General features: G+C 33.2%; 16 protein-coding genes, 1 pseudogene and 1 other annotated feature. Of the genes and pseudogenes, 14 read left to right on the top strand and 3 right to left on the bottom strand.

The genetic code is table 11. The features are described from left to right. Nucleotides 1–16 precede the first annotated feature (16 nt). Both B1R93_RS05120 and B1R93_RS05115 read left to right on the top strand, forming a co-directional pair. On the top strand, nucleotides 17–442 hold the full coding sequence (locus B1R93_RS05120) for a GNAT family N-acetyltransferase (protein ID WP_088102874.1): 426 nt from the start codon (nucleotides 17–19) through the stop codon (nucleotides 440–442). A 276-nt stretch (nucleotides 443–718) separates the two neighbouring features. After that, entirely contained in the window at nucleotides 719–1,639 is a 921-nt protein-coding gene (locus tag B1R93_RS05115; protein ID WP_088102873.1) for a phosphotransferase enzyme family protein, read from the top strand. A gap of 268 nt (nucleotides 1,640–1,907) precedes the next feature. Here B1R93_RS05115 and B1R93_RS05110 read toward each other — a convergent pair whose 3' ends face one another. Continuing rightward, nucleotides 1,908–2,357 carry a DUF1569 domain-containing protein gene (locus tag B1R93_RS05110; RefSeq protein WP_088102872.1) on the bottom strand — a complete coding sequence of 150 codons (450 nt, stop codon included), beginning with the start codon at nucleotides 2,355–2,357 and terminating at the stop codon, nucleotides 1,908–1,910. 246 nt (nucleotides 2,358–2,603) lie between these two features. Here B1R93_RS05110 and B1R93_RS05105 point away from each other — a divergent pair, with 246 nt between their 5' ends. From B1R93_RS05105 to B1R93_RS05050, 12 genes and pseudogenes are all read left to right on the top strand, one after another. Continuing rightward, the gene (locus tag B1R93_RS05105; protein ID WP_133058601.1) at nucleotides 2,604–3,092 is read left to right on the top strand and encodes a hypothetical protein; all 489 of its coding nucleotides are present in this window, start codon (nucleotides 2,604–2,606) and stop codon (nucleotides 3,090–3,092) included. A 146-nt stretch (nucleotides 3,093–3,238) separates the two neighbouring features. Then, entirely contained in the window at nucleotides 3,239–3,937 is a 699-nt protein-coding gene (locus B1R93_RS05100; RefSeq protein WP_088102870.1) for a hypothetical protein, read from the top strand. A gap of 172 nt (nucleotides 3,938–4,109) precedes the next feature. Next, nucleotides 4,110–4,799, top strand: coding sequence for an HAD family hydrolase (locus tag B1R93_RS05095; protein ID WP_165763734.1), 690 nt, complete (start codon nucleotides 4,110–4,112; stop codon nucleotides 4,797–4,799). 201 nt (nucleotides 4,800–5,000) lie between these two features. Continuing rightward, nucleotides 5,001–5,266, top strand: a binding site (T-box leader). A gap of 57 nt (nucleotides 5,267–5,323) precedes the next feature. Further along, nucleotides 5,324–5,611, top strand: a pseudogene (locus B1R93_RS05090) (class I tRNA ligase family protein); the annotation flags it as partial. A gap of 19 nt (nucleotides 5,612–5,630) precedes the next feature. Then, entirely contained in the window at nucleotides 5,631–6,215 is a 585-nt protein-coding gene (locus B1R93_RS05085) for a GNAT family N-acetyltransferase (RefSeq protein ID WP_088102867.1), read from the top strand. 154 nt (nucleotides 6,216–6,369) lie between these two features. After that, on the top strand, nucleotides 6,370–6,870 hold the full coding sequence (locus B1R93_RS05080) for a GNAT family N-acetyltransferase (RefSeq protein WP_165763733.1): 501 nt from the start codon (nucleotides 6,370–6,372) through the stop codon (nucleotides 6,868–6,870). Between the two features lie 122 nt (nucleotides 6,871–6,992). Next, on the top strand, nucleotides 6,993–7,526 hold the full coding sequence (locus tag B1R93_RS05075; protein ID WP_088102865.1) for a SurA N-terminal domain-containing protein: 534 nt from the start codon (nucleotides 6,993–6,995) through the stop codon (nucleotides 7,524–7,526). 207 nt (nucleotides 7,527–7,733) lie between these two features. After that, nucleotides 7,734–8,102: an IolE/MocC family protein gene (locus tag B1R93_RS05070; RefSeq protein WP_088102864.1), complete on the top strand. Its 369-nt coding sequence runs from the start codon at nucleotides 7,734–7,736 to the stop codon at nucleotides 8,100–8,102. A gap of 174 nt (nucleotides 8,103–8,276) precedes the next feature. After that, the gene (locus B1R93_RS05065) at nucleotides 8,277–8,531 is read left to right on the top strand and encodes a hypothetical protein (RefSeq protein ID WP_088102863.1); all 255 of its coding nucleotides are present in this window, start codon (nucleotides 8,277–8,279) and stop codon (nucleotides 8,529–8,531) included. A 298-nt stretch (nucleotides 8,532–8,829) separates the two neighbouring features. After that, the gene (locus B1R93_RS05060) at nucleotides 8,830–9,330 is read left to right on the top strand and encodes an RNA polymerase sigma factor (RefSeq protein WP_088102862.1); all 501 of its coding nucleotides are present in this window, start codon (nucleotides 8,830–8,832) and stop codon (nucleotides 9,328–9,330) included. After that, nucleotides 9,320–10,285 (top strand): anti sigma factor C-terminal domain-containing protein, encoded by a 966-nt coding sequence (locus tag B1R93_RS05055; protein WP_165763732.1) that lies wholly within the window; start codon nucleotides 9,320–9,322, stop codon nucleotides 10,283–10,285. Before B1R93_RS05060 ends, B1R93_RS05055 begins: the two co-directional genes overlap by 11 nt. A 457-nt stretch (nucleotides 10,286–10,742) precedes the next feature. Continuing rightward, nucleotides 10,743–11,540 (top strand): aminoglycoside phosphotransferase family protein, encoded by a 798-nt coding sequence (locus B1R93_RS05050; RefSeq protein WP_088102860.1) that lies wholly within the window; start codon nucleotides 10,743–10,745, stop codon nucleotides 11,538–11,540. Nucleotides 11,541–12,006: 466 nt separating this feature from the next. Here the strand turns inward: B1R93_RS05050 and B1R93_RS23320 are convergent, their stop codons facing one another. Both B1R93_RS23320 and B1R93_RS23315 read right to left on the bottom strand, forming a co-directional pair. Then, nucleotides 12,007–12,231: a transposase gene (locus B1R93_RS23320; RefSeq protein ID WP_245308193.1), complete on the bottom strand. Its 225-nt coding sequence runs from the start codon at nucleotides 12,229–12,231 to the stop codon at nucleotides 12,007–12,009. After that, nucleotides 12,182–12,364: a hypothetical protein gene (locus B1R93_RS23315; RefSeq protein ID WP_245308192.1), complete on the bottom strand. Its 183-nt coding sequence runs from the start codon at nucleotides 12,362–12,364 to the stop codon at nucleotides 12,182–12,184. The genes B1R93_RS23320 and B1R93_RS23315 overlap by 50 nt, the downstream gene beginning before the upstream one ends. Between the last annotated feature and the right edge of the window lie 97 nt (nucleotides 12,365–12,461).

Here is a 12,461-nt window from a genome sequence, read left to right as displayed (position 1 = left end):
ACGTTAGGGGGAAAAGATGCAGATAGCTTTAGCGAATCCAACTCATATATCTGAAGTTGTGACTTTCTTCAACGAAAATTTAGACCGCAATAACAGTGCAGTTTATTCTGAAGAGTTTTTATGTCCTCTTGGGATTAAAGCAGCCATAAAAAGAAAGCAAATGATAGTAGCAACAGTAGAAGGTCAAGTAGTAGGGGCATTTCGCTTTTACCGAAAAAAAACACAAAACAAAATTTCTTTATATCAATTTGCGATAAGTGAGGTTTATCGTGGTAAAGGCTTATTAAAAAAGATGTTAAAAACAGTAAATGATTTACCTATCGTTGCATTATGTCCGACAGATTCGAAATTCAATGACTATTTTCACAAGACAGAATGGGAATTGCAAGGTCAAAATGAAGAGTTTAAAACGTGGGTATTTAATTCTAGTCGTTATCCATAAATAAGAGTTCTATTAACTTTACACGAACCTAGCCTTGATAATTGGGGAATTAGAGGTGGGGAACAAGCATCTAGTGTGGGGATTAACTTTAACTTAGATGTATGATGCATTTGTTCTTCAACTAACGGTTTGCTTTTCTTGAATAAGGAAATTGGACCCATTGTTCCAGTAACGAAGCAGTTAGTGGAATAAGAAATATTACTTTTTCGATCTTAGATGAAGGGTTTTTATCAAAAAAGAGAGTAGGACTTATATTTACTTGTGGAGGAGATTTGTATGGAATTTACCGATTTTGGAATTGCTACTCATTGGGGGATTGAGATTAAGGAACTAAACATCATTTCAGAAAGAGTAATACTCCTAACTACAAATGATGATAAGAAATTTATTCTAAAGAAAAAGGGAAATACAGAACAAATAAAAAATGAAATAGAACTTTTAAAACACATACAGTCTAACAATTTAAAGGTTCATTTTCCCTTGGTTAATAATTATGGAGAATTTATTTTTAACTACAAAAATGATAACTATTGTATTTACAATTACATTGTTGGACAGACATTCAGTGCAACAGAATGTGTACAAAATCCAATTGTTCCCCATTTGTTTGGGGAAACCATTGCTTCGTTACACAAGATGATGAATAATGAAAAAATAGCATCTAATTTTTCCCGGAAAGACCTTTATAATACAGTATACGGTTGGGCAGTAAATAAAGTCTTAAATGTATATGCCAACCAACAGTTGAAAGACATCTTTAAAAACTTGGAAGAAGAATTAAAGGCAATAATTGAAGGTTTGCCAAAACAGCTAATACATCGAGATGCTCACATATCAAACATTATATATAAAGATTGTCAATTGGCAGGAGTAATTGATTTTGAAATTGTTGAAGTCAATGTAAGGATATTTGATCCTTGTTATTGCTCCACAAGTATTTTGAGTGAAATATTTTCCGATGAAACTTTAAGAGATAATTGGTTTGATTTTGTAGGAATCTTATTTGCGGAATATAACAAAATAAATGACTTAAAAGAAGTTGAAGCTAAGTCTATATGGCATATAATGCTTTCTATTCAAACCATATTTATGGCGTACTTCGCTAGTAATCCGAAAATATTTGAAATAAATAAAGCAATGTTTATGTGGATTTATGAAAACAAAACCAAAATTGAAAACAAGTTAACATTAAAATAAAGTTGTTCAATTAAAAATACATGCTTTATTTTTTTATTTAGGAGTGTTCAAACATAATGTTACAAACGAAGTTGCTGTAAAAAGTTCAATCTATATTCAAGTATCGGGGGGCGTTCCTACAACGGGGACGCTTTTTCTTTGTCTTTATCAGACGAATAAGGAAATTAATGTTAAAATTTAAACGGTGTTATTCAAGTAAGAAGCAGATTAGTTTAAGAAGGTATAGTTAAATTATTCATACTATATCATGAATAATTTAATTCTGTGACTAAACTCCAAACTGTTTCAAATGGTGGTCAAGATGCTTGTAGATTCCTTTTCCCCATTGTTCAGAAGTAAGTTTTCCGAAAAAAGGATGTGGATGACTTGTACAAGTCTCTGGTCCACTCTTATGGAATTTATTAATTTTTTGTTTAAGTTTTTCTCTTTCTATTTCAAATTCCTTTTTATCTGCAATTACAATGTCTGGAATAGTAGACATATTGTATGGTAAAGGCTTGTCATTATAAAAAATGGGTTTTGCAAATCTACCTACTAATAACCCTAACCAACCTCTTGGGGGTAAAGAATATCCCATAGCGATATCTTGGAAAGATGAACAATGAGCTAACATTTGGGAGACATCCATTTTTCCCCATTTCGGTTGTGAATTAACGCTTAAGTTGTCGATACGTTTTAATATTTCATCTTTATGCAAGAGCTCAAAAATATTATTCATTAGAATAACTCCTTTAGTTTTGTTGATTTATACCAATAAAGGTACTATATTATTTAATTTACAATTCAACATCAGTGTTATTTTATCCTCTTAAATTAACGAGTGCGATTGTTCAAATTAGAACAGTCACTTCTTGTGCTAACGTGGAAGAAGAGTTGAAGAAGGATCTCTCCAATTTATTGGTAATTTATGTTAGGGTTAGAGTAGATGTTTTTCTTAAGGGTATTTCGAAAGGGTTGTGGGGAATTGAGAAAAATAATTCTGATTTCAGTTCTAATTTTTGCTGTTATATCAATTGGACTTTTTTCTTTTATTAAATCAAATCCAGCATTAATGAGGGGAACAATTGGTTCATCTGGGGATAAACAAGCAGTTGTTATTAGTATAGGAAATGAAGGATTTAGTGATGTAGAGATTAACGATGTGTTAATAAATAATAATGAAGAACCATTAGATAAAAAAATTCAGGTAAGTAATCCATTAAAAGGTTTTATTGTAGCTGTTGATTTTGATGGTGAGGCGAGAGAGTATGGTATCACGAACATTGAAGATGTGATAATAGAGCCAAATACCGCTCCATTATCACAGTTAGAAAAAGTAAATAACGGTACTGCAACTGAAGATGATAAAAGCTATAGCTTGAGTATTATCAACGATAAAGAAATAAATGAGGTTATTATTAATTATAGGTATTTAGGACTTTCTTTTGAAAAAAATATTCCTATTCAACACTAAACTTTATTGTGGTAACGGGAGCATTAGAACTAGAACGGGACAGAGCAATTTAATTGTGAAATAGATGACTTTACATCATTTAGTGTTGACATACCAAACAGGGAATTTGGATTTTTGGAAAAATAAGAACGGATAAGGGGGATTAAATGAAGAGAAGAAATTGGCTAATTTATGGAGCTATTACAATTTTAGTTGCTACGGGTTGGTTTATATATCAAAGGGTTACTGATGATACCTATGAAGCAATGTCAATTATTCCCGAAAAACAGAAGGACATTCCTTTATTTGAAGGATTGAGACCGACTGTACACCAATATGTAATGGAAGGCAATCATTGGAATGACATACATGGATTTTATTCAAATGAACTTCCAAAGTATGGTTGGGAAGTCGAATATGAGCAAAGTTCTTCCGATGAAAATATTAATGCAGGATTTATGTCCCGATGGCGAAAGAAGGGATTAGAATGGGAATTATCTATCTACGGAAGTTATTTTGAAATGAACAATCAAACAAAAGTTATTTTTGATAAAATTCCTATTTACCATTCAACAACTTGGATTGATGATATTCCAACAAGCATCTGTATTCATCAAAGTTCATCTGATGGAGATTGTAATGAAATTAATGACATAGATAAAATTAAAGGTATTGTCCATTTTATCAACGATGCTATTGATTGGGATGAAGAAGTATTCCCCCGTGAAAAAACAAGCATAATTGACATGGGAGATATAGAAATAAAAGTTCTGTATGAAAGCGACAAAGAAATTTACTTTCAATCAGAAAAAGGTATCAAATTAATGAAACCTGAACCAGATTTCTTTGAAATTACAAACCTTTAATAATTATTGTCTTATTAAAGTAACGAGTGCTTTTCTAGGAGAGCGAAATAACTATTATTTTACGAACGCAGTAGGAAGAATTAAAACATTAAAACAATTATAGGTAGGTTTTAAAGGGAATTTTAATCTCAATGAGTAAAGACGGAAAGGATTTATGGAAAGGGAGATTCGATTGAAAGCTATTTTATTTGATTTATATGAAACACTTATTACAGAACGAGAAAATGGGGTAAACATTATGGATTTTGGGACCCCTGAATGCCAATCCCCTGCTTCTATTTTAGGAATCAGTGAAGAGCTTTTTGAAGACGAATGGGTTAAAAGAAGGCCTGGACGAATGACTGGAGTTTTTTCTGATTATTTTACGGTTTTAAAGGATATTTGTACAATATCAAATCTTGATGCAGATGATAATACTCTTAGGGAGCTTAATGAAAAAAGAATAGCTGCTAAACGATTACCTTACCAAAATATAAGTATTGATATTGTTAACACACTTAAAGAATTGAAACGAAACGGGGTGAAGATTGGATTAGTAAGCAATTGTTCAGCAGAAGAGACGGAAAGTTTGTTTCTAAGTCCGTTATTTAAATTAATTGATGAAATGATACTTTCATATCAAGAGGGAGTTTCAAAACCTAGTAGAGAAATCTATATGATTGCGTGTCAACGTCTTGATGTAAAACCCTCTGAAGCAATTTTTATTGGTGATGGTGGTGCGAATGAATTAGTAGGTGCCAAAAATTCTGGAATTGAAGCTTTTCGTGCAAAATGGTTTTATAACAGAAAAATCAACAATGATGAATTCCCATCTATTGAGAAACCAATGGATTTATTAAATATTGTGAAGAGTAGAAAGTAAACTGCGACAGTGTACTGAACGAACGTCTGCGATTGCTAAACAAGGTATTCGCTTTTATTATCGAAGTAAAGAACAGGATAGGATAGTGAATTGCTGTTTTATGAGCAAAATATCAACATATTTAAAAGTTGAATACATATTGTTTTAATTAACATTAAATGTAATAATAAGGTAAATAAGTTTACTAAGTAATGATAAACACTAAAGGCAATGATGAGAAGAGTAAATCAATTTTATTCTTTTACAGAGAGCTTCGGTAGCTGAAAAGAAGCATTGAATACTTGATTGAACATGGTCTCTGAGCTGCATAGCCGAACTTATAATAATGAGTAAGGTTGTGACGAGATTTGGCACTCGTTATAAATGTCAGAGTATAAGAACATTTATTTGTTCCGTACTTATTGAGGCTAATCATGTGAGTGATTAGTGAATTAAGGTGGTAACACGAGTATAACCTCGTCCTTAGACAAATGTTTTTGTCTTAGGGCGAGGTTTTTTTATTTAGATTAAAAGGAGGAAGAAAAATGAATGTACTAATTGGAGGGGCTTGGCCATATGCAAATGGATCATTGCATTTAGGTCACATAGCAAGTCTATTATCAGGAGATATTTTAGCTCGATATTATAGAACGAAAGGAGATAACGTACTTTATGTTTCTGGAAGTGATTGTAATGGAACCCCAATTACAATTAGAGCAAAGCAAGAAGGGGTAACACCTAAAGAAATAGCTGATAACTATCACAAAGAATTTAGTGAATGCTTTGAGAAGCTTGGTTTCACCTATGATTGCTATACGCGTACAGACTCAGAGTTACAAGGGGGGATTTAAAATGTTTACAGATGATATCGTACTTGATGGGAAAAGGGTAAGGCTAGTACCAATGTCAAATGAACATTCGGAGGAACTATTTAAGGCATCCAATCACAGTGAAATTTGGACGTACAGTCCGGGGAACATAAATAAACCTGAGGACATGCTTAACACGATTAATGATCTGTTGGAATTAAAAAAGCAGGGACTATGGTATCCATTCGTCATCCTTGATAAGAACACGAATAAGATTGTTGGAAGTACCAGTTACTTAGAGATCTCCCCGCAACATAGAAAACTAGAAATAGGTGGCACTTGGTTGGACCCCAAGGTTTGGAGAACTAGGGTCAACACAGAGTGTAAATATCTATTATTGAGGTATGGCTTTGAAGTATTGGAACTGGTTCGAATCCAGCTCAGGACTGATTCAAGAAATGAAAGATCCAATCGCGCAATTCAAAGAATAGGAGCGAAGTTTGAAGGAACTTTACGACAAGAATTGATTAATCATGATGGATATATTCGAGATTCTAATATATATAGTATTTTGGACAAGGAGTGGGAGGCTGTAAAGAGGAACTTGGTGAGTTTTTTAAGTCGATGATATCCAATAAAACCATTAAAACTAAGAGTACATTGTGCTAGAGTGATTTTCTATTTTAAAAATTTTTCTCAAGGAAAAGAATGTTAAATATAATGGAGAATAAGCGATATCGAACGATAATGGTAAGTTAATTAATATACGAGGAGATTGTAAAGTGGAAACCAAACGTTGTAGTATCAACATAACAAAACGAGCTGACTATAATGATTTAGTTAACTTATACCGTGATACTAGGGTATGGGATTACTTGGGTGGGCAAAGAAGTTCCCAGCAAATCGACAATAGAATGATAGAATGGATAAATCCTCAAGAAAATTGCATGTATTGGACAGTGAGAGAAAGAATTTCAGGCGCATTTTTAGGATGTATTTTATTAACACCTCACTATGATGGAGAATATACTCAAATTTCATATATGTTTCTATCAAGTTTCTGGGGTAAAGGTTTTGCGTTTGAGACGATAAGTCAAGTTTTGCGAAATTTCTTTGAGGATAATGTCAATAACAAGCTCATTGCTGAAGCGCAATCGAAAAATACTGCTTCATGTAACTTATTAAAGCGACTTGGATTTTATGAAGTAAAGAAAGTCATTCGCTTTAATGCTGAACAAGTCATTTTTGCTATAGACTACCCAATAATTTCGAGGTTATCATGAAGACGCTCTTATAAAAAAACGAACGGATTGCTTTAGTTTGTGACTGTTAAAGATTCTTTCATATAGGGGGTATTTTATGTCTAAGTGGAACAAAAATGAAGCTTTTGTGAGGAGGCAATTAAGTGAAGCTAAGATTATTTTTACTTTGTGCAGTCTTAATGACAGCCTGTACAGGGCAAAAATATGAAAAAGAAGATACAATAGCGGTTCTTAATGGGGAAGAGATTAAGGTAGAAGATGTTCTTTGGCAATTTTCTTTAGAAAAAGAAACAGAAAATATTATTAATATGTACTTAAAACAAGAGGTTGTCATTCAGGAATCTAAAGATAAAGGGATAACTGTTTCTGAAGATGAGGTTGTCGAAAAAATACAAGCCTTGTTTCCTAGTTCTGAACCAATTGATAGGTTCGAATTTATAGATGACAAAACGTTTTATGAACAACAAGCATCCTTATTAGGAGTGTCCTCAGTAAAATATTTTGAAGTTTGGGAAGATATCACCTATACAAAGCAAGCTTACGTAGAGAAGTATATTGATAAAAAAATTGGGGAACCAACCGAGGAAGATTTAGAGTCATGGGGTCAAATGATTGATGAACATATTAATGAATTATTCGATACTTACAAAAGAGAGGGAAAGTTGGAAATACATTAAAAGCTGGAAACCTGAGAGTCTATATGTGAATAATTACACTTAAACAAACGGATGCGTTCCTACAGCAGGGACGCTTTTTCTTTGTTTTTGACACATATAGAAGGAAATTAATGTTAAAATTAAATGTGTTATTCAAGTAACCGGCAGTTAGTGGGAGAAGAAACAGGGTGTTTTTATCATAGTTTAGTAAATGGGTAGGGGGAAAATATGAGACGAAAAAAAATTTTTTCAATCAGTATAATATTTGTATTTTTGATATTTTTCACAGGTTGCAGTCAGAAACCTGATATTGATATAGATAAAACACTAGAGGAATGGAGAGAACCTTTTGTTGCAGCTTCATTTGATGGTGAGAGTAATATCAACCTTAGAGTAATGGTTGACGAAGAATTAACAGAAGAAGAGGCTGTTTTGTTATTTAATGAAACCTTAGACAGTTTCAAAGAACATTCAAATCAATCAGACGTTTGGGAGCATTATAACGGTTATATTGATATTGTAAGCTATGACGATGGAGTGTTATATGAAGCAACAAAGCTTATTGGTGAAAATTTGGATATCATATCCCAAAAATAAATATTAAACTTAAGACTTCAAGAACAAGAGTTGTCGTTTAAGGCACCATATGAAAAGCCATTAAGTGTATATAGCTATTTAGCAGATCCGATAGTTTATCGCGCTAGGTTATTACAAGAAGGAATACATTTTTTATCTTGATCACTTACCAAAGTAATATTAGGGGGAAGTTAGATGAAAGAAAGTTTACAAAGGTTTGGTTATATTCTGTTTCTTTCAGGTACTGTATTATTAGGTTTAATGCATGTAGCGATTGCTTTATTCATTCCTAATTTGAGAGGTTGGAGTGACCCGCCTGGTAAACTAGCAACAGTGCTAACTGAAATAATTGGTTGGGGTCCTTATGTATTAAGTATTATATTTATTTCAATTGGTGCATTAATTCTTCTTTTTGATTTATGGATAATAATTCAAAAAGAAAAAGGATGATATTTTACAAACTAAGATTTTATTCAATAAACCACAGCGACTTTTAATTGTGCTAACGGGAAGCAATCCTTAAATAGGAAGAGGCTTCCTTTTTCTTATTGAAGTAAAGAGCAGTTATGTTGAAGAAGGAAAAGATATGATTTTGGTAAAAATAATAATGAAATTCTTCATACAAGCTTTACTCCAAGTAGGAAGTAGAGCTTTTTTATATTAAAGATGCCTGATAAAAAAACTTAAAATTTTTTGTATACATAATCACCTTTAGTTCGTTTTAGTAGTTGTGAAAGGAGATGAAGAAATGAGTAAGCCCTCAAATGGAGAAATAACTAGATTAAGTAACGATATATATCAAAAGCTTTGCTCGATGGGGGCTAATCCAGAAGATGCAAAAGAAATTGTTCAAGAATCTCTATATCGTGGATTTCTGAATATCGATGGTATTCATTCTAAGGCATTTAAGTCATGGCTTTACAAGGTTGCCATCAATCAATATTACGATTTGTGTAGAAAAGATAACCACCGTTCAATAATCGAGTTTGAGGATTATCTATTGGAATCGGAAGAAAATCATGTGGAAGATACCGTGATTAAACAAGAAACAAAAGAAGAGTATGAACAGGTATTACACAAATTAAAACCACTTGAACGAAAATTAATAAAAATGAAATATGAAGATGAATTTTCGTATAAAGAAATTTCTGAGTACCTTAGTTTGAAAGAAAGTAATGTTAAAACTTATTTATATCGTGCTAGGAAGAAGCTTACAAAACTTTTTAGGAGGGATAATAATGAAAAATGAACCATTCCAGTCTAATGATATTGAAGGAATAGTTAAAAAAGCAAAAAGAAAAAGTGTTATTCGAAATATAGTCATCTCCACTATTTCACTGCTTCTTGTAGGGGCACTATTTATAATTATTAATGGTCAGATTGTAAATAAGGCTCATTATAAAGCAGCTGAGTCAAATAGGTTATTATTTAAAATTTCGCAACCCAATATTCAAATTGGAGGAGGAAAGTTTGATTATGGGATTCTATCAGGAACTTACACCTACAATAAATATAAATTAATTGAAGATAGAGTAATCCCTTGGGGGCAAGATTTACGAACGTTTAATGCAATAGGACATAATAATAAATCGTCAGCATTAGAGGTATACGATGAAGTTAGAGTAGGTGAACCCGAAGAAGAGTATCGACATTATAACACTACAAACGGACAGAGAACGATGCACTTTTATCATCCATGGTTTGAATACAGGTTTATTCATAACGATTTAGACTTGATACAAAATGCTCCTAATGATGCAGTAATGGAAGTAGCCATCTCGTTCGATCAACCTTATTCAGTTAGTGAAATACAAGAATTTTTTAATCTAAATAATAAAATAACTTGGTATAGGGTTAATAATTATAATCAACGTGCGAAAAAGCAGTTGAAAGGACTTCATGAATCGGGTGATTCTGCATCATATGTGTATGGTTTTAATGCTACTAGACATAAAGTGGAAGGAGACGCAGTGGACATTGTAGCTCAGAATGAAAAGGATTTTCGCGCTACATTAGAAGAACTAAAAAGTACAGGAAATTATGACTTTATAATAGACCAACTTCTAGAAAGTACGAAACAAAACGAGAACGAAGGGATAATCCTTGGCGTTGTGGTAACTGGAACCAAGGAAGAGTTATTAAAACTAGAAGAAGATAAACACATTAGAGCAATTTCATTAGGGGCCGTTGCAACAGAATATTAGTATTATTGGGTGGCTTTACTTTTAATAGAAGTAAAGTCTTTTTCTTATTCAAGTAACTGGACAGGTTAGTTGAACAAGATACTGTTGTTGTATTGTTCAGGAATGATGTATTCTTTTGAGGTATTTAAAATAGACAGAATACTTTAATAAGTATACAAATCATCTTTATTTATTTAGAAATCTTTGGTAATGTGTAATTAGAGATGTAAAGAAAGGGGAATCTAGATTACGCATGTGGAATACCTTGAAATGATTAGTTAATTGGATAGAGGCAGTTGCGGTCCTTGATTTTTAAGGATGCGTTTATTGTCTATCTTAAATCATTCAAGGGATTCATGGTGTGGACAATTAAATTCCCATTACCAAGCAGATACCTTTGTATATCTGCTTTTAATTATGGGTAAAAATACATCTCTATTGGCACAATCATAGCGTCCCTATTTTTGGGGGAATTTAAATGACAAGTCAGTACTCAAACGAAGAAATGCTATCAGGTGGGAATGTCTCAAACGTATACCGTTCGGGAGATACTGTGCGACGAGACTTAAAGGAAGATAGTCCTAAAATTCATAAATTATTAAAGCATTTGGAGAACAAAGGTTTCAGTTACGCACCAAAGTTTTTAGGTATTGATGAAAAAGGAAGAGAGATTTTATCATTTATTGAAGGAGACGCAGGTAATTATCCTTTAAAAGAATACATGTGGTCTCATGATGCCTTAAAAGAAATAGCGAAAATGCTTCGTCTTTACCATGATGCTGTGAGTGACTTTCCGTTATCAGATGATTGGAAACCGATGGATAATACTCCAAACAAAATAGAGGTTGTATGCCACAATGATTTTGCCATATACAATATTATTTTTAATCACAAAAAACCAGTAGGGATTATTGATTTTGATCTTGCAGGGCCCGGTCCAAGACTTTGGGACATAGCTTATACTCTTTACACTTGCGTTCCTTTAAGTAGACTTTGGCATACTGAAACAGGTGAGGCCGTTTATTACGATCCATTAAAGGATGCCGACCGAATAAAACAAAGGGTTAAATTGTTTTTTGAATCCTATGGTATTGAAGGAATGGAAAAAGGTTTTTTAGAGATGGTATTGCTACGAGTAGAAGGATTATGTAAATACATGATAAAAAAAGCTAGTGAAGGTGATATTGCTTTTCAAAAGATGATAGATGAAGGGCATCTTGAACATTATCAAAAGGAACTTCAATTCATTCGTGAACATGGAAAAGAGTGGATTTAAGGATAGGTTTTGTTGAACTACCATGAAAATTTAAACTCACTGCATTTTGATTAAAGGCAACACTAAATAAGACCCATCTTTATCGTTTTTTAAATGGGTTAGTTTTCTACGAAGTTACTTGAAAGGCTTAAGAAGCTTCGGGAGCAGTTACTGTCACTGTATAACCAAGGTTTTCCAACTGACGGGTGGAGTGCTGGACAATGGATACTTGTTTCTGTTTATCAAAGTAGTCTTCGCCAAGGTCTACATACATTTCTTTTCGGGTTAAGAGGTAATAGGCGATTCAACGATGGCTGCTCGCTTTCTGCCTTTTCGTGCTAAAGTCCTTCGATAAAGGGAACCAAGATAGGTTTTGGAACCGCGAATAGAGTGAGCACATTCAGTTAAAGCGGATTTTAATTATTTATTGCCCTTTTCTTGGCTTTCGAGGCTTTTCGCTTTCCTGCACTTTCATTGTGACCAGGAACTAGGTAGCCCATGAAAATAAGTGAGCGGCAGTAGGAAACTGTACGGCTACATTTGTTCCTATTTCCGATAAGATTTGTTCAGCAGTACGAACCACAATTCCGGGAATCGAGTCTAATCGTTCGATATCTGCCTGATAATCTGATACTCGGTTCTCTACTTCTTGGTCAAGTTTATCAATCTGCTCTGTTAAGAAATCGATGTGTAGCAGAATCGTTTTTACCATCATGCGTTGGTGAGATTGAACGTAGCCATTTAAGCGCTAACTTCAGCTCGTTCTTTTTCCGTTTCATCGTTCGTCTAGCAAAGCCAGCTAACTTCTCTGGATCCTCTTCACCATCAGCAATAGCTCGAAGCATATCTCTAGCAGAAACGCCCATAACATCAAAGATAAACAGTGTTTTTAATCCGCTTCGAATACTTAAACGTGCGTTCCTAAAACAGGGACGCTTTTTA

The sequence above is a fragment of the Halalkalibacter urbisdiaboli genome (assembly GCF_002156385.1).
Classification (GTDB): domain Bacteria; phylum Bacillota; class Bacilli; order Bacillales; family Bacillaceae_D; genus Halalkalibacter_A; species Halalkalibacter_A urbisdiaboli.
Note: the sequence above shows the minus strand (reverse complement) of the source record. Positions and strands in the feature narration are given on the sequence as shown.